Source organism: Streptomyces sp. NPDC023838 (genome assembly GCF_040639555.1).
Lineage (GTDB): Bacteria > Actinomycetota > Actinomycetes > Streptomycetales > Streptomycetaceae > Streptomyces.
In genome coordinates, this window is sequence record NZ_JBFAAD010000013.1 from 138,278 (window position 1) to 161,589 (window position 23,312).

Sequence of the window (23,312 nt, forward strand, 5' to 3'; positions counted from 1 at the left end):
GCTCGACCACCCACGGTCCGCGGCCGAAGACCGCGCCCTACCGACCCTCCGCCTTGGCCACCGCATCAATCGCGGCCAGCGACCTCCGTACCTGATTGCGGTCCGTGGTGTACCAGAAGTCCGGCAGCGAGGCCCGCAGATAGCTGCCGTAGCGCGCGTTGGCCAGCCTGGGGTCGAGGACGGCGACGACGCCCCGGTCCCCCGTCGCCCGGACCAGCCGGCCCGCCCCCTGGGCCATCAGCAGCGCGGCGTGCGTCGCGGCGACCGCCATGAAGCCATTGCCGCCGCCCTCCTCCACCGCCTTCTGGCGAGCGCTCATCAGCGGGTCGTCGGGCCGGGGGAACGGGATCCGGTCCATGACCACCAGCTGGCAGCTCGCCCCCGGCACGTCCACGCCCTGCCAGAGGGAGAGCGTGCCGAACAGACAGGTCTCCGGGTCACCCGCGAACGTCTTGATCAGCTCGCCCAGCGTGTCCTCGCCCTGGAGCAGGATCGGCTTGTCCAGCCGGCCGCGCAGCTCCTCGGCGGCGGCCTGGGCGGCCCGCATCGAGGAGAAGAGGCCCAGCGTCCGGCCCCCGGCCGCCTCGACCAGCTCCGCCAGCTCGTCCATCATGTCGCCGCGCGAGCCCTCACGGCCCGGCGTGGCCAGATGCCGGGCGACGTAGAGGATGCCCTGCTTGGGGTAGTCGAAAGGCGAGCCGACGTCGATGCCCTTCCACTGCGGCACGTCCTCGCCCTCGGTGCCCTCCGGCGCGAGGCCCAGCGACGCGCCGACGCCGTTGAAGTCCCCACCGAGCTTGAGCGTGGCCGAGGTGAGCACCACCGAACGCTCCGCGAAGAGCTTCTCCCGCAGCAGCCCCGACACGGAGAGCGGGGCGACCCGCAGAGACGCCCCACTGGGCCGATATGCGGCTCCGCCGCGGGGCTCGTGCCGCTCGTACCAGACGACGTCGTACTCGGACCCGTTGGAGATCCGCTCCGCCACGCTATGGACGTTCTCCACCGCCGCCAGCGCCTGCTTGCGTACCGCGTCCTCGTCCTGGACGGACTTGTCGCGGGTGGAGCCGAGCGCCGAGATCACCGTACGAGCCGCGTCGCGCAGCGCCATCAGGGCGTACCCGAGGTCCTCCGGGATCTCCTCCAGACGACCGGGCAGCGCCAGCTCCATCAGCCGCTCGAAGCCCTCGGCGGCGGTCTGGAGCTGGTCGGCCGCCTTCTCGTTGACGAGCTTGGCGGCTCGCCGCACGGCCCGGTTGACCTGCCCCGGGGTGAGCTCGCCGGTGGCGACGCCGGTGACCCGGGAGACCAGCTCGTGCGCCTCGTCCACGATCAGCACTTCGTGCTGCGGGAGCACCGGGGCGCCCTCGATGGCGTCGATGGCGAGCAGCGCGTGGTTGGTGACCACCACGTCGGACAGCTTGGCGCGCTCGCGGGCGAGCTCCGCGAAGCACTCCGCCCCGTACGCGCACTTCGAGGCGCCCAGGCACTCCCGGGAGGAGACGGACACCTGGCCCCAGGCACGGTCCGAGACGCCGGGCGTCAGGTCGTCCCGGTCGCCCGTCTCCGTCTCGTCCGCCCAGTCCCGCATCCGCAGCAGGTCCTGCCCGAGCTTGCTGGTGGGCGCGGCCGCCTCGAACTGGTTGAAGAGGCCCTCCTCCTCTTCCTGCGGCACGCCTTCGTGGAGGCGGTGCAGACAGAGATAGTTGGAGCGGCCCTTGAGCATGGCGAACTCCGGGCGGCGGCGCAGCTGCGGGTGCAGCGCGTCGACCGTACGCGGAAGGTCGCGCTCCACGAGCTGTCGCTGAAGCGCCAGGGTCGCGGTGGCCACCACCACGCGCTCGCCGTGCGCCAGCGCCGGCACCAGATAGCCCAGGGACTTTCCGGTGCCGGTGCCGGCCTGGACGAGCAGGTGGGAACCGCTGTCGATGGCGTCCGCGACGGCGGTGGCCATGGTGACCTGGCCGGGGCGCTCCAGACCGCCGACGGCGGCGACGGCGGCGTGCAGGAGCTCGGGGAGAGATGGCTTCGTCATAGCCCGTCCACCCTACGGGGCACCACTGACAATCCGATCACGTCGGAGGTGCGAGCGGGTTCGGGACGGTGCCCGCGACGGCCGCGTGCGGGCGCTCGGGGCGGTCCCGGTAGCCGTCCAGGTGCAGCCGGTTCCGGTTGAGGCAGAGCCGCTCGATACGCGGCGTGAGCAGGTCGAACGTCTCGTACCGCTCCTTGAGCTCGGGGAACCGCGCCTGGTGGCGCAGGACCTCGTCGCGCACCAGCGCCCAGAAGTCGCCCTCCGGAACGTCCAGTTGCTCCTCGCACAGCGGCGCCAGATAGCGGAACACGCCGACGAAGAGCCCGGAGTGGATGAACTGGGTGAGGAAGGAGGGCGGCTCGGTCAGCAGGACGTCCCGGACGTCCTGGGGCATCGAGTCGTGCTCGGGCAGCGGCTCCGCGCTGATGTTGACGTCGTCCACGAAGTCCTTGATCGCCAGGCGTACGGGTACGTCGTGGTCGTCGAAGACGACAATCGCGTTCTCACCGTGCGGCGAGAAGACCGTCCCGTAGCGGTAGAGGAACCGCAACAGCGGCGGCAGCAGTGCCCGGAACAGATGCCGCAGCCAGACCTGGGGGGCCAGGCCCGAGCGGGCGACGAGTTCGGCGGTGAAGGCACGCCCCTGGGGATCGGTGTGGAGCAGCGAAGCGAGGGTCCGCGCGCGTTCGCCGACCGCGAGGCGGGTCTGCAGCGGCTCGCGCCAGATCGCCCCGAGCAGCTCTTTGTACTGGTACGGAACCTCGGCGAGGCGGTCGTACAGCGGGTGCTCGACCGCAACGGAGGCCACCTCTCCGAGCAGGATCACCCCGCATTCGTCGCGCAGGAACGGATCGGCGTCGCGCATGGCGTGGACCCAGGCCGTGACGGCCGGGGCGGCGAGCGTGCGCTCTGTCGGCAGCCCTCGCCACACCAGCGTGTTCAGGATGGACAGCGGCAGCTTCACGGTGTGTCGGTCGGGGCGCGAGGTGTTGACGAAGGTGCGGATCGACTGCTGCGGCAGCCGGAGGTCGGTGTCGCCCGGCAGCGGGACGATCGCGCCGTCGGCGACGGCCGGGGCGAAGAGCGGCAGCACCACTTCCTCCCACTGCCAGGGGTGCACCGGCAGGTAGAGGTAGTCGTCCGGGGCGACACCACGCGCGCGTAGCGCGGCGGCGAAGCCCTCGCGGACCGCCGGGTCGAGCTCCCGGGCGTAGAGCCGGTCGGGGGTGGCGAGCGCGCCGACGCCCCGGTAGCGGGCGAGGTCGGTGCGGACGGCGATCCAGGGCAGCCGGGCGGGCCTGCGGGCCTCGGGGGCCCATCGGGCGGCGTCGACGGCCGAGAACCCGACCCGCCCCTTGTTCAGGACGAGCCAGGGGTGCCCGGTCTGGTGGCCTTCCAGCTCCGCGTACCCGAGCTCCGCGAGGCGGGCCGCCGGCAGCGCGCTGTGGTCGAGGCGGGTGTCGGCGGCGAGCGTGGCCGTGAGCTCGCCGACGAGGTGACCGAAGGTGGCGCCGTCGAGCCCGAGCGTGCGGCGGGCGCGCACGAGGAAGGCGAGCGGGTCGGTGAAGGGCCGGCCGCCGTGGCGGACGGAGTCGGCGTCGACGAGCCAGTCGTCGTACGCGCCGCGCCGGGCCCGGAAGGAGAGGGCGGAGCCGTCGTCCAGGGGCTGGGTGTAGGTGCTGTGCTGCCGCTGGGGCCCGGCTGTCCGCCAGGGCCCGGACCCGCCTTCCGGCTCGGAGTCCTCGCCGCCGCCGTCCCGCTGCGTGACCGGCTCGATGATCCCTTCGTACGCGAAGGCCGCGAGCATCTTGGCGAGCAGCCGGCGGGCCGCGCGGTCCCAGGCTTCGCGGTTCAGCTCGGGTGGCGCGAGCAGCTCGGGTGGTGTGGGCGGCTCCTCCCGTTCCTCGGAATCATCGGGGACAAACGGGTTCGGCAAGGCGACTCCTCGGGGTGGAACCGATGCGGTTCGAGCGGTGTATGTAGGGCAGCGGGCGGTTCACAGCAGGTTCCTGAGCGCGCGATCACGAACCATGAGTGCGGCCCGCTTGTCGGGAAGGTCGAGTTCCGCGGAGAACCGGAATCCGGCGCTCAGAAAGGCGGAGACGGACGGGGTGTTGCGCAGATCGGGTTCAGCGACCACACGGGGGCAGAGCGGCCGGTTGTCGAGTACGAGATCGGCGACGGCCCGGAGCAGCGCGGTCCCGACCCCGCGCCCGCGATCGGCGACACCGCCGATGAGGAGGTGGATACCGGTGTCGTGCGGACGGGCCGGATAGTGCCGGGCCAGCGGGTCGAGGTCGGCCCGGTAGATCTCCCAGTAGCTCATGGGGGCGTTGTCGAGCAGGCCGAGGCACGGCACGCTCCGCCCGTCGCCGTCGAGTTGAGGGCGGAGGTGGGCCGCCGTGACCGACTCGTCCCCGGCCAGCTCCCAGAAGGCGGCCACGGCGGGATCGTTCATCCAGGTACTCAGAAGGGAGAGGTCACGTGCGACACGGACGGGTACGAGCTGGAAGACGCCGACGGGTGTGGTGACCGGTCCCCACGCCGCGGGGCAGTCGAGCAGGTCGTCCTCGCCGGGGTGGGAGGCGGTGCGGGAGGTGACGCGGGAAGTGATGTGGGCGTCGATGCCGGACGCGCCGACCGGGCCGTACGGGACGGACGGCTGCAGGGGCCGCCGCGCGGAGGGCTGGGCGGCGGGCTGCCGGGGCTGCTGGGCGGGCGGGGCTGCGAGCTGCTGCGTGGATGCCCGCTCGGACGCCCGCTCAGGGGGCGGGACGGGGGGCGGCCCGAGTAGCGGCCCGGGTGCGTTGCCGGGGGCCGCATCGGCGCGGTCGGCCGTGGGGTGGAGGCGCGACGGGGTGCGGACGCCCGCGACGGCGGTGTCCGGGACGCCGTCCTCACCACTGCCCTCTCCCCGGCTGCCGTCCCCCCCACCGCACTCACCCCCGCCGCCACCGCCCAGGTCCGCCGCCCCGGTCCTGTCTTTCCTGCCGGGCCGGCCGCTCCTGCCGGTCCTCGCCTCTCCGAACAGCGCGATGAGTTCGTAGGGCAGCCGCAGGTCCAGCGTGTCCTCGGCGCCGCCGGGCTGGGGGGAGGGACCGGCTCCGGCGTCCGCGTCGGCGCTCGCATCGGTGGGAGGCACGGCGACGCTCCTCTCTCGTCATTCAGCTGTTCACGGGGAATTCGTCGGGGATCAGGTTCCGGTGGCGTGAAGGGGGTTGGCGATGGTGACGTAGACGGACTGGGTGTCGACCGGGCCGACGAGTTCGTCGAGGCCGTGCAACCGGGTCATGAGGTTGGCTTTGCAGCGCAGGGTCGGGCTGTCCAGCAGATACGTGGGCAGCGGTGAGCCGAGCGCGGTGGCCTTGGCCAGGAACTGCCGCAGGGCGGCGAGGAGTACGCGCTCGTCGGCCAGGCGCTGGGCGCCGAAGGCCCCGACGAGGCCGAGGACGTTGTTGATGCCGAGGTAGTAGGCGAAGCGTTCGTCGGTGACGGCGTCGGAGACGAACGTGTCACTGAGGGCACCCACTCCGGGCAGTCGGCGTTCGAGGGCGGCCCGGTGCGACTCGCGGAAGTAGTAGCCCTGGTTGTCGCGGTAGCGGCCGCCGACGGGCCAGCCGTTGGGGTCGAGCAGCACCAGCGTGTTCTGCTGGTGGGCTTCGAGCGCGATCCCCGCCGTGGCGTCCAGCCAGAGCACAGGGCGGACGACCTGGTCGAGGTAGCGCAGGAACCACTCGGCGGCCACGGCCGGGATCGGACGGCCGGTGCGGGCGGCGAGCTTGGCCACGATGTCCGCGAGCCGCGAGCACATCGTGGCGTCGGGGCGGCCGGGCAGGGGGCGCGGCGCGGTCAGCGCGGCGATGCAGACGGCGTCGTCGCTGAGGCCGAAGGGGTTGTTCCGGATCATCACGTCGAGCCCGCGCACCGGCCGGCCGTCCAGGGCGTCGACGGCGAGCCAGGCCGGGTCGCGGACGATGTCGAACCCGGGGTGCGCCGCCTGCCACTGCTCGGCGAGGCCGGTGCGCAACAGCCGGTGGACCTCCACGCCCCGGTGGAGCTCCTTGCGGAGGTTCTCCCGGCGGGAGTTGGTGATGCGCAGGCCGAGGGAGAGCTTGAGCATGGCGTCGACGCCGGGCCGGTGCACGGTACGGACGGAGGAGGTGGGGTGCCAGGGGTCGCCGTGCGGGCCGAGGTCGCGCAGGAGCCCGGCGTCGAGCAGTTCGACGACGGCCGGCTGGTGGGCGAGCTCGCGCGCCTGCCAGGGGTGCAGGGGCAGCGCCACGGTGTTCGCCGGGAGGTGGAGTCCGGCGGAGAGCCGGGCGGTGAGCTCGTCGGCGGTGACGGGATGGCCGCCGTCCGTCCACGCCGAGTCGGCGGCGAGGACGGTGCGGTCGACGGCCATCCAGTGGAGCGGGAAGGAGCCGTACAACTCCGGTGAACAGCGGCGCACTTCGGCCTCGGAGAGTCCCTCGCGGCTCTTCGGTGTGGGGTGGAGGGGGTGACCGAGGAGGAGGGACTGTTCGGCGGCGAGGAAGAGGTCGGCCTCGTCCGAAGGCCCGGGGTGGCGGCGGCGCTCCGCGATGAACTCGGCCGTACGCCGGACCGAATCCGCCACGCGGCCGACCAGGTCCGCGCCTTCGCTGCGGCCGGACTCGCGGTTGATGAGGGCGGCCACGGTGACGGCGTCGACGGCCGGGGCGCCGTGCGGGGCGCCCTCCAGCTCCGGCATGCCGAAGCGGTGCCATCCGGTGGCGGACCAGTACCGGACGGGGACGAGCAGTGCGGTGCCGCTGGCGGGGAGCGGGATGCGCAGCACGGGGCCTTCGGGCGCGGCGAGGTCGTTCTCCCGTACCCAGCAGCGGAGCAGGTTCTCGACGGCCGCGGCTTCGGCGGCGGCTTCCGGGTCCGGGTGGTCCAGAAGCTCGCGGTCCGGAAGGTTCTGAGCCACAGGGCCCTGAGCCACAAGGCCCTGAGCCACAAGGTCGACTTGGTCCCAGGAGGCCTGGCCGCGCTCGGACGGTTCGTCGTCGGGCAGCCGGTCGCCGTGGATCCCCGCCTTCTGGCGCGGCACCGTCGTCGTCTCTGCCACAAGGGGCCCGCAAGGGGCGGTGGGGCGGCCGGGGCTGTCGGGCGCGTCGGGTGCGGGGGTGCGGTTCACGGTGGGCTTCCTTGTGTCGTGGACCGGGTCAGTGGGACGGCCCGGCGTCGGTCCGGTGGCGGGTCGCGCGCTCCGCGGCGGCCAGGGCGTCGGCCAGCCGGTCGAGGACGGCGGCCGCCTGTTCGTCGGTGAGCGTGAGGGGAGGCAGCAGCCGCACGACGCTGGAGTGGCGGCCGCCGAGTTCGACGATGAGCCCCCGGCGCAGACACTCGCGCTGGACGGCGGTGGCCAGCGCGGGCGCGGCGGCCACGGTGCCGGTCCGGGGGTCCTCGCGCTCGGGGTCGACGAGCTCGACGCCGATCATCAGGCCCCGGCCGCGGACGTCACCGATGCTGCGGTGGTCGGCGGCCAGGCCCTGGAGCCGGGCGAGCATGCGGCCGCCGAGCACCGCGGCGCGTTCGGCGAGCCGGTTCTCGCGTACGTAGGCGAGGGTCGCCGTGCCCGCGGCCATGGCGAGCTGGTTGCCCCGGAAGGTGCCCGCGTGGGCGCCGGGCTGCCAGACGTCGAGGTCGTCGCGGTAGACGATCACGGCGAGCGGCAGCGAGCCGCCGATGGCCTTGGACAGGACCATCACGTCCGGCACGATCCCGCTGTGCTCGACGGCCCAGAAGGCGCCGGTGCGCCCCACGCCGGTCTGCACCTCGTCGGCGATGAGCGGGATGGAGCGGGCCGCGGTGATCTCGCGCATGCGCCGCATCCAGGAGTCGGGCGCGGGGTTCACTCCGCCCTCGCCCTGCACCGGCTCGACGATCATCCCGGCCGGGGCGGGCACCCCGCCCTTGGGGTCGTCGAGCAGGCTCTCGGTCCAGCGGGCGGCGAGCTCGGCGCCGCGTTCGCCTCCCACGCCGTACGCGCAGCGGTAGTTGAGTGGGTAGGGCAGCCGCGTCACCCGGGCGTGGGAGGCGCCGCCCGAGGCGTCGAGGGCGCCCGCCGTCATGCCGTGGTACGCCCCGGTGAAGGCGAGCAGTCCACTCCGGCCGGTCGCGGTGCGGACCAGCTTCAGCGCGGCCTCGACCGCGTCGGTCCCGGCCGGGCTGCAGAACTGGATGCGCGCGTGGTCGGCCAGGAGGCGCGGGAGGGTGGTGAACAGCTCCGTGGTGAAGGCGTCCTTGACCGGGGTGGCCAGATCGAGCGCGTGCAACGGGGCGCCGGAGTCGAGCACTTTGCGGATGGCTTCGAGCACAACCGGGTGGTTGTGCCCGAGGGCGAGGGTGCCCGCGCCCGCGAGGCAGTCGAGGTAACGCCGCCCGTCCGCCCCCTCGATGGTCAGCCCGCGGGCCCGCACGGGCACGATCGGCAACGAGCGGGCGTACGTCCGTGCGGCGGACTCGCGCAGGGACTGCCGCCGCAGGATGCCCTCGTGGCCGGGTGTCCGCGGCGATGTGGTCGGAAGCTCGGCCGGCGGTGGTACCGGCGCGGATTCGGTCACGGCCACGAGTTCTGGTCCTCCCACGGTGCGCGCTCCGCTGTGCCTGCTGTGCCAGCCGCGCCGGAACCCTGTGACGGTCCCGTGGCACGCCCGTTGCCCGGTGCGAACGGTGGGGCTGGACGCTGGCGTGTCGTCCCCCGTACGTACCAACGACGCCGGGGCCGGAGGATCACGGGCAACCGTGAAGATCCTTACGGAGCGGAACCGCGGCCCTGCCGCACACCGTCCCAACCGGCACCGGCATAGTGGGGGCCGCGCTTCGGCCGGTACTTTTCGGCCGGAGCGAGGTGAGCCGACGGCTTCGAGCAAGCCGACGGCTTCGCTTGAGTAACCGCAGGCAGCAAGGCACCGGTGGTGAAGCACCGTGGCTGCGCCGCTCATCAGCAGTTTCAGTGGTTCCAGTAGTTTCAGTACCGAAGTCCCAGGGGGATCAAGAACATGCGACCGACACGTCCGAACTCAACGGCTCGTGGTGGGAGGGGCGCACATCGCCGGACCTCCCCCGTGCTGGCCGCGCTCGGCCTCGCGGCCGCTGTCGCCCTGACCGCCACCGCGTGCGGCCCGGGCGGCGACGACAAGGCCGACGCCAAGCCGACCGCTTCGGCGACCACCGGCGACGACGGCCTCCAGATCCCGGACGACATCAAGGACCGGCTCAAGAAGCACGGCATCGACCCGGACAAGTGGAAGAACGGCGAGTGGAAGAACTGGGACAAGTCCAAGTGGCTGCGTGAGGCCAAGGACTTCGTCAACCCGATCATCCAGGACCTGTGGGACCCGGACCGGATGCGGAAGGCCGACAAGCCTCCGCAGAAGCCCGTCCCGAACGACATCTCGGGCGACAAGGGCGTGACGGACCCGACCCCGGCGCCCGTCAAGGCCAAGGCCCAGAAGGCCCCGTACCACCAGAGCCTGCCGGAGCTCGGCAAGCTCTTCTTCGACGGCCCCGAGGGCTCGATGGTCTGCTCCGCGACCGTCGTGAAGGACCCGGCGCACCCGGGCAAGTCCAACATGGTGTGGACGGCGGGCCACTGCGTCCACGCGGGCGCCAAGGGCGGCTGGTACCGCAACATCGCCTTCGTGCCCTCGTACAACAACGCCGACATGTCGCTCGCGCAGCTGCAGAAGGCGACCAAGCAGCAGATCGCGCCGTACGGCGTGTACTGGGCCGACTGGGCGCAGACCTCGCAGCAGTGGATCCAGGGCGGCGGCCCGACCGGCGGCCAGGGCGCTCCGTACGACTTCGCGGTGCTGCACGTCACCGCCGAGAAGGGCAAGGGCGGCAAGTCCCTGGAGGAGACGGTCGGCGCTGCCCTGCCGGTGGACTTCAACGCCCCGGCCGTGCCGAAGATCGCGAGCATGACGGCGAACGGCTACCCGGCGGCGCCGCCGTACGACGGCCAGAAGCTGTACCAGTGCAAGGACAAGCCGGGCCGGCTCTCGCTCGACGCCAGCACCCCGACGATGTACCGCCTGGGCTGCACCATGACCGGCGGCTCCTCCGGCGGCGGCTGGATCGCCGCGGGCGCCGACGGCAAGCCCGCGCTGGTCTCCAACACCTCCATCGGCCCGGTGACGGCCGGCTGGCTGGCGGGCCCGCGTCTGGGCCCGGAGGCCAAGGGCGTGTACGACTCGGTCAGCAACAAGTACGCGGGCCGCTAGGGCCTGTCAGGGTCCGGGAGCTCTCCACGAGAGCTCCCGGACCTCTGTGCGAGACCCCCACGCGCTACCGGCATAGTGGGGGGCTGCGAAGCGAGCGGTCCCGGAAGCCCCCGTTTCGCGAAATGACGTGCCCATGGCAATACACCCCACGGCGTACCGCCCGGCACGCGCAACTGAACAAGGTACGAGCAAGAACACAGGGGGAATCGTTTCCATGCGATCCATACGTCCGCTGCTGGCCTCCACCGGCCTCGCGGCGGCACTCGCGCTGACGGCCACCGCGTGCGGCCCCGGCGACGACAACGCGGACAGCAAGCCGTCCGCGTCCAGCACCGCCCAGGGCAAGGACGGCCAAGCCCTTCCCGACGACGTCGCCGGCGCCCTCAAGAAGCACGGCGTCGACCTCGACAAGTGGAAGAGCGGCGACTGGAAGAACTGGGACAAGTCCAAGTGGCTGCGCGAGGCCAAGGACTTCGTCAACCCGGTCATCGCCGGACTGTGGAAGCCCGAGCGGATGAAGTCCGCCAAGGACCCGCAGAAGACTATGGCCGCCGGTGACGTCAACGGCGACCCGGGCATCAGCGACCCGGAGCCGCGTCCGGTGCAGGCCAAGGCCGAGAGCGTGCCGTACCACAACTACGCCGCCCCGGTCGGCAAGGTGTTCTTCGACTCCCCCAAGGGCTCCATGGTGTGCTCGGGCACCGTCGTGAAGGACCCCGCCCACCCCGGCAAGTCCAACCTCGTCTGGACCGCGGGCCACTGCGTCCACGCGGGCGCGGGCGGCGGCTGGTACCGCAACATCGCCTTCGTCCCGGCCTACAACGACAAGGGCAAGTCGGCGGCGCAGCTGCAGAACGCGCAGCCGCAGGAGGTCGCCCCCTACGGCGCGTACTGGGCCGACTGGGCCTCGACCTCGGGCGAGTGGATCAGCGGTGGCGGCCCCACCGGCGGCACCGGCGCCCCGTACGACTACGCCGTACTGCACGTGAAGCCGGAGAACGGCGGCAAGTCGCTGGAGGAGACCGTCGGCAACGCCCTGACCGTCAACTTCTCGACGCCCGCCGCGCACTCCGTCTCCGCGATGGGCGCCTGGGGCTACCCGGCGGCGCCGCCGTACGACGGCCTCAAGATGTTCAAGTGCGTCGACCGTCCGGGCCGGCTCTCGGTCAGCCCCGGCACGCCCGCGATGTACCGCATCGGCTGCACGATGACCGGCGGTTCCTCCGGTGGCGGCTGGTTCATCACCGGCACGAGCGGCAAGGCGGAGCTGGTGTCCAACACCTCGATCGGCCCGGTCACTTCGGGCTGGCTGGCCGGACCCCAGCTGGGCGCCGGCGCGCAGCAGATCTTCACGCAGATGAGCCAGAAGTACGGCGGCCGGTAGGGCTGCTGACACCTGACGACGACAAGGCCCGCCCCCTCGTACGGAGGGGGCGGGCCTTGTTCGCACCTGCGGGCCGGTCAGTGCCCGGCCGCGCCTGCGGTCAGTGCTTGGCCGGTACGTACGGAGCGAGCTCCGCCGCCAGCACCTCGTGCACCCGCGCCTTGAGCAGCGTGCCCTCCGGGGTGTGCTCCTCGGAGATCACCTCGCCCTCGGCGTGCGCCCGCGAGATCAGCTGTCCGTGCGTGTACGGAACGAGGGCCTCGATCTCGACCTCGGGGCGCGGCAGTTCGGCGTCGATGATGCCGAGCAGCTGCTCGATGCCCATGCCCGTACGGGCGGAGACCGCGATGGAGTGCTTCTCGATCCGCAGCAGGCGCTGCAGGACCAGCGGGTCGGCCGCGTCCGCCTTGTTGATCACCACGATCTCGGGCACGTCGACCGCGCCCACCTCGCGGATCACCTCGCGCACGGCGGCCAGCTGCTCCTCCGGGGCGGGGTGCGAGCCGTCCACCACGTGCAGGATGAGGTCGGAGTCGCCGACCTCCTCCATGGTGGAGCGGAACGCCTCGACCAGGTGGTGCGGCAGGTGCCGGACGAACCCGACGGTGTCGGCCAGCGTGTACAGCCGGCCGCTGGGCGTCTCGGCCCGGCGCACGGTCGGGTCGAGGGTGGCGAACAGCGCGTTCTCCACCAGCACGCCCGCGCCCGTGAGGCGGTTGAGCAGCGAGGACTTGCCGGCGTTGGTGTACCCCGCGATGGCCACCGAGGGGACCTTGTTGCGACGGCGCTCCTGGCGCTTGATCTCGCGGCCGGTCTTCATCTCCGCGATCTCCCGGCGCATCTTCGCCATCTTCTCGCGGATCCGCCGCCGGTCCGTCTCGATCTTGGTCTCACCGGGACCACGGGTAGCCATGCCGCCGCCGGACGAACCGGAGCCGCCACCACCCATCTGCCGGGAGAGCGACTGGCCCCAGCCGCGCAGCCTGGGCAGCATGTACTGCATCTGGGCCAGCGAGACCTGGGCCTTGCCCTCTCGGGACTTGGCGTGCTGGGCGAAGATGTCGAGGATCAGGGCGGTCCGGTCGACCACCTTGACCTTGACGACGTCTTCCAGATGGATGAGCTGGCCGGGGCTGAGCTCACCGTCACAGACCACGGTGTCGGCGCCGGACTCCAGGACGATGTCCCGCAGCTCCTGCGCCTTGCCGGAGCCGATGTAGGTGGCCGGGTCGGGCTTGTCACGGCGCTGGTAGACGCCGTCGAGCACCATCGCGCCCGCCGTCTCGGCGAGTGCGGCGAGCTCCGCCAGGGAGTTCTCCGCGTCCTTCAGCGTGCCCGTGGTCCAGACGCCGACCAGCACGACGCGCTCCAGCCGCAGCTGGCGGTACTCGACCTCGGTGACGTCTTCGAGCTCGGTGGAGAGGCCCGCCACGCGCCGCAGGGCGGCGCGCTCGGAGCGGTCGAACTGCTCGCCGTCCCGCTCGCCGTCGATCTCGTGGCTCCAGGCGACGTCCTCTTCCATCAGGGCATCGGCCCGAAGGCTCTCCGTGCGGTTCTTCTCCGCGAAGCTCTGCTCGTCCTGGGAAGGGGATGAAGAGGAGGTCATTGGATCCTTACGTCGTTGGAATTGCGGTTACGTCGGTCACAACGCGTAGTGGACCCGAAAGATTCCCGACGGGAAATCCGGCCCTGGCAGCGCCGCCGACCCGACGATGGTCGCACGGTGCCACCAGGGCCGTCACCCCGGTTTTCCGGCGCCCGAGGCAGGGGACGGCTGCCGCGCCCCTAGGCCCGCGGGGGTGCGACGCTGCGCCAGTCCTTGTGCCTGGGCATCGGCGGTGTCTTCGCCCCGTACAGCCAGCCCTGGAAGAACCCTCCGAGGTCCCGCCCGGCGACCTTGGAGGCGAGGCCGACGAAGTTGGCGGTGGTGGCCGTGCCGTCCCTGTGGTCGCTCACCCAGCGCCGTTCCAGTTCGCGGAACCTCGCCGTGCCGATCTCCTGCCGCAGCGCGAACAGCACCAGCGCGCTCCCGTCGTAGACGACCGGCCGGAAGATGCCGATCTTCTGGCCGGGGGCGGGCGGCTCGGGCGCCGCGGGCGGCCCGCCGGCGGCGCGCCAGCCGTCGGACTGGCGGTAGGCCTCGCGCATCCGCGTCTCCATCGGCAGCTTGCCGTGCTCCTGCGCGTACAGCGCCTCGTACCAGGTGGCGTGCCCCTCGTTGAGCCAGAGGTCGGACCACGCGCGCGGGGAGACGCTGTCGCCGAACCAGTGGTGCGCCAGCTCGTGCACCATCACCGAGTCCACGTACCACTCCGGGAAGCCGGTGCGCAGGAACAGCGACCGCTCGAAGAGCGACAGTGTCTGGGTCTCCAGCTCGAACCCGGTGTCCGCGTCGGCGATCAGGACGCCGTAGGTCTCGAACGGGTACGGCCCGACCTGTTTCTCCATCCACGCGATCTCGGCCGGCGTCTTCTTCAGCCAGCGCTCCAGCTGCTGCCGGTCGGCCGCCGGGACGACATCGCGCACGGGCAGCCCGTGCGGCCCCCGGCGGCGTACCACGGCCGAGCGGCCGATGGAGACCTGGGCGAGCTCGGTCGCCATCGGGTGCTCGGTGCGGTACTTGGAGACGGCCCGGCCGCCCGCCCGCGTCCGGCCGGTCTCCAGCCCGTTGGCGACGACCGTGTACTCCTTGGGGGCGTCCACCCGGAAGGTGAACATCGCCTTGTCGGAGGGGTGGTCGTTGCACGGGAACACGCGGTGCGCGGCGTCGGCCTGGTTGGCCATCACCAGGCCGTCGGTGGTGCGCACCCAGCCGCCGTCCTCGGCGTCGCCCGGTTCGCTGGTGTGCCGGACGGTGATCCGCAGCCTCTGTCCTCCGTACACCGGGTGGCGCGGGGTGATCACCAGATCCTCGTCGGCGCTCGCGAACTCGGCCTGCTTCCCGTTCACTTCGACGCTGTGGACGGTGCCGCGCGCGAAGTCCAGGTTGATCCGGTCGAGCCGGGCGGTGGCGCGGGCATCGATGGTGGTGACGGCCTCAAGCGGCTTGCTGTTGTCGCCCTGATAGGTGAATCCGATGTCGTACGAGAGGACGTCGTACCCGGGGTTGCCCAGACGCGGGAAGAGCGGATCGCCGATTCCGGCCGGGGCGGGTGGCGGAACGGCGGCCAGGACACAGGCGGCTGCGGTGGCCAGTAGAGCGGCACGCACACGGCGCGAGGAGAGCAACATGCCCTACCGCTACCAGCACACCGTGCGAGGGCGGGGGCCGACGCGCACCACCCCCACCCGAACGAGCGTCGGCCCGAACAAGCGTCGGCCCGTCGGTTCAGCCGGCCGCGGCCGGGTGCTGCGCGCGGGTCACGTCGTACACCCCCGGCACATCGCGCATCACGCGCATCAGGGCGGGCAGCTCGGCGGCATCGGCCAGCTGGAGCGTGTAGGTGTGCCGCACACGCTGCTCGCTGGGCGGCTCGACGGTGGCGGAGACGATCGCGGCGCCCGCCGTGGCGATGGCCTCGGTGACGTCGGCGAGCAGGCGCGGGCGCCCGAACGCCTCGGCGACCAGCGTGACCCGGCAGGCGGCGGTGTCGCCCCAGCGCACCCCGACCCTGGCCCGCCCCAGGGCCGTCATACGGGCCACGGCGGGGCACTCCTCGCGGTGGACGGTCACGGCGCCGCCGCGCACCGCGAAGCCGGTGACCGCGTCCAGCGGCACCGGCGTACAGCACCCCGCGAGCCGTACCGTCGCGTCCGGCAGGTCGGTGACGGCGTTGGCGGCACTGCGCCTGTCGGTGGTGAAGGTGACCTGCGGGCGGGGCGCGGCCGCCGGGATCTTGACCCCTTCGGGGTGGGCGTTGAGCCAGCCCGTGATCGCGATCCGCGCGGCGGGGGTCCTGGCGTGGTCGAGCCAGTCCGGGGACGGCCCGGAGGCGGCGTCCTGGGCGAGCAGCACCTGGACGGTGTCGCCGTCGCTCAGCACCGTACTGAGCGTCGCCAGACGGCCGTTGACGCGCGCGCCGATACAGCGGTGGGCGGCCTCGCCGTACTGGGCGTACGCGGCGTCCACACAGCTCGCGCCGGCCGGCAGGCCCAGGGTGTGGCCGTCGGCGCCGAAGACGGTGATCTCGCGGTCCTGCGCCAGTTCCTCCCGTAGGGAGGACCAGAAGGTGTCGGGGTCCGGCGCGCTCTGCTGCCAGTCCAGGAGGCGGGAGAGCCAGCCGGGCCGGGTGGGGTCCTCGCGCTCGTCGGCCGCCGGGTCGGCACCGTCGCCGGGGCCGCCCCCGGCGTACGGGTTGCCGAGGGCGATGACGCCGGCCTCGGCGACCTTGTGCATCTGGTGGGTCCGGATGAGGACTTCGGCGACCGCGCCGTCGGAGCTCGCCACCGCCGTGTGCAGCGACTGGTACAGGTTGAACTTGGGCGCGGCGATGAAGTCCTTGAACTCGGAGATCACCGGGGTGAAGCAGGTGTGCAGCTCGCCGAGGACGGCGTAACAGTCGGCGTCCTCGGCGACCAGGACGAGCAGCCGCCCGAAGTCGGTGCCGCGCAGCTCGCCGCGTTTGAGCTGGACGCGGTGGACGGAGACGAAGTGCCGTGGCCGGATGAGGACTTCGGCGCTGATGCCCGCCTCGCGCAGTACGGCCCGGACGCCGTCCGCGATGGCGGTCAGCGGGTCCTCGGAGCCCGAGTTGGCCGCGATCAGGGCCCGGGTGTGCTCGTACTCCTCGGGGTGGAGGATGGCGAAAACCAGATCCTCCAGTTCGGTCTTGAGGGCCTGCACCCCCAGCCGTTCGGCGAGCGGAATCAGCACGTCACGGGTGACTTTGGCGATCCTCGCCTGCTTCTCCGGGCGCATCACGCCCAGGGTGCGCATGTTGTGCAGCCGGTCGGCGAGTTTGATCGACATCACGCGTACGTCGTTGCCGGTGGCGACGAGCATCTTGCGGAAGGTCTCGGGCTCGGCCGCCGCCCCGTAGTCGACCTTCTCCAACTTGGTGACGCCGTCGACCAGATAGGTGACTTCCTCGCCGAACTCCGCCCGGACCTGATCGAGCGTCACCTCGGTGTCCTCGACGGTGTCGTGCAGCAGCGAGGCCGTCAACGTGGTGGTCTCGGCGCCCAGTTCGGCGAGGATCAGGGTGACGGCCAGCGGATGCGTGATGTACGGCTCGCCGCTCTTGCGGAACTGCCCCCGGTGGGACGTTTCCGCGAGCACGTACGCCCGCCGCAGCACCGCCAGGTCGGCGTCGGGGTGGTGGGCCCGGTGCGCCTCGGCGACGTGCCCGATGGCATCGGGCAGCCGGTCGCGCGAGGTGGGGCCCAGCAGGGCGGCCCGGCCCAGCCTGCGGAGGTCGATCCTGGGAAGGCCGCGCCGGCGACTCTGCGCGTCAGGATTCGTGGCCTCTGCACTCATGGGGCACCTCCGGCAGCATCGACCGGCGGTGGAAAGGCAGGCGTGCCCTCCGGGCCGGTGCTTGATGCTACCGACCCCACCACGTGGAGCAGTCCGGCTCTCGCTCAGCGTGAACCGGATCACCCATTCGAGCGAAGGTTCAGGCCATGGCCGTTTCAACTGTTTCGAGGAGCACCGGGTCGATCACGCCTTCGGCCACGATCACGGCCGGGCCGGTCATCTCGATCTCGCCGTCGGGGAACTCCGTGATCACCAGGGTCCCGCCCGGGAGGTCCACCGTGTACGTCACGGGGGCGCCGGTGACGGTGGGGTCCGCGCCGTCCCTGCGCGCCGCCGCGACGGCGACCGCGCACGCGCCCGTGCCGCAGGAGCGGGTCTCGCCGGAGCCGCGCTCGTACACCCGCATCGCCACGTGGCCGGGGCCGCGGTCGACGACGAACTCGACGTTGACACCCTCCGGGTAGACGGCGGCCGGGCTGTACGGCGGCACCGACCGCAGCTCGCCCGCGTGGGCCAGGTCCTCGACGAAGGCGACCGCGTGCGGGTTGCCCATGTTGACGTTGCGGGCGGGCCAGCTGCGGCCGTCGAGCTCGACGGTCACGCCCTCTTCCGGCAGGACGGCGCGGCCCATGGAGACCGTGACGTCGCCGCCCTTGGCGATGTGCGCCTTCTTGACCCCGCCCCGGGTGGCGATGGCCAGGTCGCCCTCTTCGACGAGCCCGGCGCGCTGGAGGTACCCGGCGAAGACGCGCACGCCGTTGCCGCACATCTCGGCGATCGAGCCGTCCGAGTTGCGGTAGTCCATGAACCACTCGGCCTCGCCGGCCATGGTCTTCGCCTCGGGGTGCGCGGCGCTGCGCACGACGTGCAGCAGCCCGTCGCCGCCGATGCCGGCCCGGCGGTCGCAGAGGCGGGCGACCGTGGAGGCGGGCAGGTCGAGGGCGTTGTCCGGGTCGGGGAGGATCACGAAGTCGTTCTCGGTCCCGTGGCCCTTGAGGAAGGTGAGCGGCGAGGTGTTGTTCACGCCGTCAATCGTACGGGTGCCCACTGACAACGGGCCGGGACGCTCCGGGACGACGTGTCCAGGGCGGGGGTGGGCCGGCTCGATGGGTCCCCGGGCGGGGGTGGGCGAGGTCGACGGGGCCTCGTCGGAGTCGGCGGGCACCGGACTCTGCCGGGCCACGCCGACCCGCGGCGCTCAGCGCAGCCGGGCGACGCGCCAGACCGCCAGCGCCACGGCCGCGGCCAGGCCGCCCACGTACAGCCCGATCACCCGCCAGTCGGGGCGCTCGCCGGAGCCGCGCACGGGCAGCCCCGGCCAGGTGTAGCCGACCCGGCGGGCGGCCATCATGCCCCAGCCGGCCGCGCAGCAGCTGATCAGGAGGCCGAGCATGGCCACGACCGGGCCGCCGTCGCCGAACTCGAAGGCGAGCGGGAAGGCGAACATCAGCGAGCCCACGGCCGCGAGCATCACGATCGGCGCGAGCTGCCAGATCCGCAGTCTGCGCTGCGGGCGGATCTCGACCTCGACCTCGCCGCCCTCGGCGAGCACGCCGTCGTCCTGCGGCCCGTCGGGGGTGAGCCCGACGGCTCCCGGCACGGCGAGTCCCAGGGCGCCGACGCTCAGCTCGGCGGGGCTCGGCTCCGGGGCGTCGCGGTGGGCGGACTCCCGTCCGGCGTCGCTCACGTCCGGCCCTTCCGACACTGCCGTCACTTCCGAAGGACCCGGTTGCGCGGGCTCGTCCCGCGTTCCGTGCTCTCTGTCGCGAGGGCCGGCCTCCATCGCCACGCGCCCTCCCAACTCGGACTCCACTGGTCGATCGAGGTCGATGATGGCACGCGCGCGGGTGCCTCAATGACCGGCGGTGCGTCCCGATGCCATCACGTGATCAGGCTGTAACCGCTCGTTCGACCAACGTCAGCGCCTGCTGCGGGAGTTCCCCGCGGTGCTCGGCCGCGCCGCTCAGCCAGTGCACGCGCGGGTCCCGGCGGAACCAGGAGTCCTGGCGGCGCGCGAAGCGCTTGGTGGCGCGTACGGTCTCGGCGCGCGCCTCGTCCTCGGTGCACTCCCCCGCCAGCGCGGTGAGCACCTGCTGGTAGCCCAACGCGCGCGATGCGGTACGCCCCTCCCGCAGCCCCTGGGCCTCCAGCGCGCGCACCTCGTCCACCAGGCCCGCCTCCCACATCCGGTCGACCCGGACGGCGATCCGCTCGTCGAGCTCGGGGCGGCCGACGTCGACGCCGATCTGCACGGTGTCGTACACGGAGTCATGGCCCGGCAGGTTGGCCGTGAAGGGCTTGCCGGTGATCTCGATGACCTCCAGGGCCCGCACGATCCTGCGGCCGTTGCTGGGGAGGATCGCGCGCGCCGCCTCGGGGTCCGCCTCGGCCAGGAGCCGGTGCAGCGCGCCGGGCCCGTCCTGCTCCAGCTCGCGCTCCAGACGCGCGCGTACCTCGGGGTCGGTGCCGGGGAAGTCGAGCACGTCGATCGCGCCGCGTACGTAGAGGCCGGAGCCGCCCACCAGGACGGGCGTGCGGCCCTCGGCGAGCAGCCGGTCGATCTCGGCGCGGGCGAGCCTCTGGTACTCGGCGACGCTGGCGGGCTCGGTCACGTCCCAGATGTCGAGGAGGTGGTGGGGCACCCCGCCGCGCTCGTCGAGCGTCAGCTTGGCGGTGCCGATGTCCATCCCCCGGTAGAGCTGCATCGAGTCGGCGTTGACGACCTCGCCGCCGAGCTGCTGGGCCAGGAAGACACCCAGATCGGACTTTCCGGCCGCTGTCGGGCCGACGACGGCGATGACCCGCGGTGCGGGAGCTGCAGTTCTCACGGTCACAGTCTCGCAAACCTCGGCGGCCGTCCCCGAACGAGCTACGTGACGGGGTGCATCCGGGTTCGTTGCCTGTTGCGAGGTTCCGACCGCCGGTTTGCCGAACCGGTGCCCCCGGGCGACGCAATGAGGCGCTCCGGACGGGGTGGGATTTCGCCCACACGAGTACGCTATGGAGTAGATATGGGCGTTTTTTCGAGGTTTCGCCGTAAGGCCGCGGAGGCCGTGACGGAGTCAACCGAGGAGGCGAAGTCCGCCACCCCGACGGCCGAGGAGGCCGTGGAGGGCGAGCCGGAGACCGGCGCCGAGTCGGAGGGGTCAGGGCCCGCCCCGGAAGCCTCGGCGGCGGAGGAGGTCGGGGCGGCCGCCGCGGAGGGCGTGGAGATTCCCAAGCAGCAGTCGGCGGAGGAAGCGGCGGACAACGAGGCGGGCGAGAGCGCGCGGAAATAGCGTGGCGTACGCATGCATGTCGTACGTTTCCCTGGTCAACGGCGCGCAGGCGCCGGGATGAGGGCAGAGGGAAGGTGACCACATGGGCTTCCTGGACAACCTGAAGGCCAAGCTGGCCCCCGCCAAGGACAAGGTGTCCGACTTCGCGCAGCAGCACGAGGACAAGATCGGACAGGGGCTGGACAAGGTCGCCAAGACGGTCGACGAAAAGACCAAGGGCAAGTACAGCGACAAGATCCAATCGGGTACGGGGAAGGCCAAGGACGCCCTGGACCGGATCTCGCACAAGGACGACGGCGGCACCCCGCCACCGACGGCCTGATCACCTCGGGGACGGCCGGGGAGCGACCGAGCTCCGCGGCCGTCCCCGTGTGATGGCGTGACGTAACGGCTGTGCCTGCCGCCACGCGCGCGGTGATGCGGCGCGGGCGGCCGGAACCCCGGCCCGGAACCCCGGCGGCGCGGCTCAGGACCAGACAGCGACGAAGTACCCCACGCCGTACGGCGCGTCCTCGTACAGCAGCCGGCCCGCGAGATCCGCCCCTTCGGCGGCGCCCGCCAGCACCTGCCAGGACGCCCGGCCTGCCGCCTTGAGCTCGTACGCGAGCTCCGCGTCCAGCTCCAGCAACGCGCGCGTGTCCGCGGCGCCCAGCGCCCTCGCCACCCCCGCGTCGAAGTCGGCGGCGCGCTCGTCGAGGTAGCCGGGGGCCTTCAGGGTGCGGCAGGCGCTGCCGTCGCCCATCACCAGGAGGGCGACGCGCTCGGTCCTGGAGCCCAGGCCCCGGCCCGCCTCGGCGCAGCGTTCGGCCTCCAGCGGCTCGCCGACTCCCAGCCCCTCGACCGGGGTGTCCGACCAGCCGAACCGTTCCAGCAGCCATGCGCCGACGGCGAGCGAGGGCGGCAGTTCGCGCTCGCCGCCCTCGGTGTCGGCCGGCGCCGCGCCGAGCCGTACCCGAAGGTCCACGCCGAAGGCCGCGAAGGACCCCGGGGTGCCCTGGGGGTGCGGGCCGCGCGCCGCCTGGTCGGCGGGCCCGACCACGACGAGCAGATCGGGCCGGGAGGCGGCCAGCAGCCCCACGGCGTCGGCGCAGGCCTCCCGCGCGGCAGCGAGCTCCGGCGCGGCGCCGGAGGCGACCGCGGGCACCAGGAGCGGCGGACAGGGGCAGACGGCGGCGGCTACGAGCATGATCCGCAGCGTAGTGGGTGCGCCGCGCCGCGGCCCGGCGCGGCGCGGGCGCCCCGAGCCGGCCACGCGCGGGTGGGCCCAACCCGTACGAGCAGCTCGAACGCGACGCGAGCCGGAACTGCCACGCGCGCGTGGGTGACTGCCCGCAAGCGGCTTCGCCTACGCGCGCGTGAAGGAACCGGCGCTGCTCTCCCGCCGGCGCGGGGGTGTTCGCTTCGCCTACGCGCGCGTGAACGTGAAGGAACCCAGTGATGGGCTCAGACGACGCTGCACCCACTCGTGGCGGCCGGCAGCGGCTCCGGGACGCCGATCTTCGGGAGGCCCAGCATCACTCCGGCGGGCTGCGCCGGGGCCGCGTTGCGCTTCTCCCAGGCGTCGCCCGCGCGGGTGCGGCGCACGGTGTTCGTGGGGCCCTCGGCCAGCAGGTGGTGCGGGGCGGCGTAGGTGATCTCGACGGTCACCACGTCGCCGGGGCGCACGTCCTGCTCCGGCTTGGTGAAGTGCACCAGACGGTTGTCGGGGGCGCGGCCGGAGAGCCGGTGCGTGCTGCCGTCCTTGCGGCCCTCGCCCTCGGCGACCATGACCTCCAGCGTGCGGCCGACCTGCTTCTTGTTCTCCTCCCAGGAGATCTCCTCCTGGAGGGCCACCAGACGCTCGTACCGCGCCTGCACGACCTCCTTGGGGATCTGGCCTTCCATGGTCGCCGCGGGGGTGCCGGGGCGCTTGGAGTACTGGAAGGTGAAGGCGTTCGCGAAGCGGGCCTCGCGGACCGCGTGCATGGTCTGCTCGAAGTCCTCCTCGGTCTCGCCGGGGAAGCCCACGATGATGTCGGTGGAGATGGCCGCGTGCGGAATGGCGGCGCGGACCTTCTCGATGATCCCGAGGAAACGCTCCTGCCGGTACGAGCGGCGCATCGCCTTCAGAACGGTGTCCGAACCGGACTGCAGCGGCATGTGGAGCTGCGGCATCACGTTCGGCGTCTCGGCCATCGCGGCGATCACGTCGTCCGTGAAGTCGCGCGGGTGCGGCGAGGTGAAGCGGACCCGCTCCAGACCCTCGATCGTGCCGCAGGCGCGCAGCAGCTTGGAGAAGGCCTCGCGGTCGCCGATGTCCGAGCCGTACGCGTTGACGTTCTGGCCGAGCAGGGTGATCTCGGAGACGCCCTCGGCGACCAGCGCCTCGACCTCGGCGAGGATGTCGCCGGGGCGGCGGTCCTTCTCCTTGCCGCGCAGCGCGGGGACGATGCAGAAGGTGCAGGTGTTGTTGCAGCCGACGGAGATGGAGACCCAGGCCGCGTAGGCGGACTCGCGCCGGGTCGGCAGCGTCGAGGGGAACGCCTCCAGCGACTCCGCGATCTCGACCTGCGCCTCTTCCTGGATGCGGGCGCGCTCGAGGAGCACCGGCAGCTTGCCGATGTTGTGCGTGCCGAAGACGACGTCCACCCAGGGCGCCCGCTGGACGATGGTGTCGCGGTCCTTCTGGGCCAGACAGCCGCCGACGGCGATCTGCATCCCGGGCCGCTTCGTCTTCATCGGGGCGAGCCGACCGAGATTGCCGTACAGCTTGTTGTCGGCGTTCTCGCGCACCGCGCAGGTGTTGAAGACGACGACGTCGGCGTCGCCGTCGCTGCCCTCGGGCGCGCGTACGTAGCCCGCGCCCTCCAGGAGGCCGGACAGCCGCTCGGAGTCGTGCACGTTCATCTGGCACCCGTAGGTGCGCACCTCGTACGTTTTCAAACCCTCTACCTCGCTCATCTCGTACACCAGG

At 72.4% G+C, this 23,312-nt stretch carries 17 protein-coding genes; 4 read left to right on the forward strand and 13 right to left on the reverse strand.

Annotation, left to right across the window (positions count from 1 at the left end; translation table 11 throughout):
• Positions 1 to 37: 37 nt before the first annotated feature.
• The 5 genes from AB0G17_RS18465 to AB0G17_RS18485 all read right to left on the reverse strand — a co-directional run bounded on the left by AB0G17_RS18465 (position 38) and on the right by AB0G17_RS18485 (position 8,544).
• The gene (locus AB0G17_RS18465) at positions 38 to 2,032 is read right to left on the reverse strand and encodes an ATP-dependent DNA helicase (RefSeq protein WP_361383240.1); all 1,995 of its coding nucleotides are present in this window, start codon (positions 2,030 to 2,032) and stop codon (positions 38 to 40) included.
• Positions 2,033 to 2,069: 37 nt separating this feature from the next.
• Entirely contained in the window at positions 2,070 to 3,905 is a 1,836-nt protein-coding gene (locus AB0G17_RS18470; RefSeq protein WP_361383359.1) for an IucA/IucC family siderophore biosynthesis protein, read from the reverse strand.
• Between the two features lie 123 nt (positions 3,906 to 4,028).
• The gene (locus AB0G17_RS18475) at positions 4,029 to 4,658 is read right to left on the reverse strand and encodes a GNAT family N-acetyltransferase (protein WP_361383362.1); all 630 of its coding nucleotides are present in this window, start codon (positions 4,656 to 4,658) and stop codon (positions 4,029 to 4,031) included.
• Positions 4,659 to 5,225: 567 nt separating this feature from the next.
• A complete protein-coding gene (locus AB0G17_RS18480) occupies positions 5,226 to 7,190 on the reverse strand; it encodes an IucA/IucC family protein (protein ID WP_361383243.1) in 1,965 nt (654 codons plus the stop codon).
• Positions 7,191 to 7,218: 28 nt separating this feature from the next.
• On the reverse strand, positions 7,219 to 8,544 hold the full coding sequence (locus AB0G17_RS18485; protein WP_361383365.1) for a diaminobutyrate--2-oxoglutarate transaminase family protein: 1,326 nt from the start codon (positions 8,542 to 8,544) through the stop codon (positions 7,219 to 7,221).
• Positions 8,545 to 9,057: 513 nt separating this feature from the next.
• Here AB0G17_RS18485 and AB0G17_RS18490 point away from each other — a divergent pair.
• Positions 9,058 to 10,281: a hypothetical protein gene (locus AB0G17_RS18490; RefSeq protein ID WP_361383246.1), complete on the forward strand. Its 1,224-nt coding sequence runs from the start codon at positions 9,058 to 9,060 to the stop codon at positions 10,279 to 10,281.
• Positions 10,282 to 10,495: 214 nt separating this feature from the next.
• Positions 10,496 to 11,665: a hypothetical protein gene (locus AB0G17_RS18495; protein WP_361383249.1), complete on the forward strand. Its 1,170-nt coding sequence runs from the start codon at positions 10,496 to 10,498 to the stop codon at positions 11,663 to 11,665.
• Between the two features lie 100 nt (positions 11,666 to 11,765).
• Here AB0G17_RS18495 and hflX read toward each other — a convergent pair whose 3' ends face one another.
• From hflX to miaA, 6 genes are all read right to left on the reverse strand, one after another.
• On the reverse strand, positions 11,766 to 13,271 hold the full coding sequence (gene hflX, locus AB0G17_RS18500) for a GTPase HflX (protein WP_361383252.1): 1,506 nt from the start codon (positions 13,269 to 13,271) through the stop codon (positions 11,766 to 11,768).
• 179 nt (positions 13,272 to 13,450) lie between these two features.
• The gene (locus AB0G17_RS18505; protein ID WP_361383255.1) at positions 13,451 to 14,896 is read right to left on the reverse strand and encodes a M1 family metallopeptidase; all 1,446 of its coding nucleotides are present in this window, start codon (positions 14,894 to 14,896) and stop codon (positions 13,451 to 13,453) included.
• 97 nt (positions 14,897 to 14,993) lie between these two features.
• Positions 14,994 to 17,081 (reverse strand): HD domain-containing protein, encoded by a 2,088-nt coding sequence (locus AB0G17_RS18510; RefSeq protein ID WP_361383258.1) that lies wholly within the window; start codon positions 17,079 to 17,081, stop codon positions 14,994 to 14,996.
• A gap of 139 nt (positions 17,082 to 17,220) precedes the next feature.
• On the reverse strand, positions 17,221 to 18,114 hold the full coding sequence (dapF, locus tag AB0G17_RS18515) for a diaminopimelate epimerase (protein ID WP_361383368.1): 894 nt from the start codon (positions 18,112 to 18,114) through the stop codon (positions 17,221 to 17,223).
• Between the two features lie 165 nt (positions 18,115 to 18,279).
• Positions 18,280 to 18,870 (reverse strand): hypothetical protein, encoded by a 591-nt coding sequence (locus AB0G17_RS18520; RefSeq protein ID WP_361383261.1) that lies wholly within the window; start codon positions 18,868 to 18,870, stop codon positions 18,280 to 18,282.
• A gap of 100 nt (positions 18,871 to 18,970) precedes the next feature.
• Positions 18,971 to 19,909 (reverse strand): tRNA (adenosine(37)-N6)-dimethylallyltransferase MiaA, encoded by a 939-nt coding sequence (gene miaA / locus AB0G17_RS18525; protein ID WP_361383264.1) that lies wholly within the window; start codon positions 19,907 to 19,909, stop codon positions 18,971 to 18,973.
• A gap of 225 nt (positions 19,910 to 20,134) precedes the next feature.
• Between miaA and AB0G17_RS18530 the strand changes: the two genes are divergently transcribed.
• The gene (locus AB0G17_RS18530; protein ID WP_361383267.1) at positions 20,135 to 20,359 is read left to right on the forward strand and encodes a gliding motility protein; all 225 of its coding nucleotides are present in this window, start codon (positions 20,135 to 20,137) and stop codon (positions 20,357 to 20,359) included.
• 82 nt (positions 20,360 to 20,441) lie between these two features.
• A complete protein-coding gene (locus tag AB0G17_RS18535) occupies positions 20,442 to 20,681 on the forward strand; it encodes an antitoxin (RefSeq protein WP_361383270.1) in 240 nt (79 codons plus the stop codon).
• Between the two features lie 144 nt (positions 20,682 to 20,825).
• Here the strand turns inward: AB0G17_RS18535 and AB0G17_RS18540 are convergent, their stop codons facing one another.
• Together AB0G17_RS18540 and miaB are read right to left on the reverse strand one after the other, a co-directional pair.
• A complete protein-coding gene (locus tag AB0G17_RS18540; RefSeq protein ID WP_361383273.1) occupies positions 20,826 to 21,545 on the reverse strand; it encodes a class III extradiol dioxygenase subunit B-like domain-containing protein in 720 nt (239 codons plus the stop codon).
• 257 nt (positions 21,546 to 21,802) lie between these two features.
• On the reverse strand, positions 21,803 to 23,299 hold the full coding sequence (miaB, locus tag AB0G17_RS18545) for a tRNA (N6-isopentenyl adenosine(37)-C2)-methylthiotransferase MiaB (protein WP_361383276.1): 1,497 nt from the start codon (positions 23,297 to 23,299) through the stop codon (positions 21,803 to 21,805).
• Positions 23,300 to 23,312: the final 13 nt, after the last annotated feature.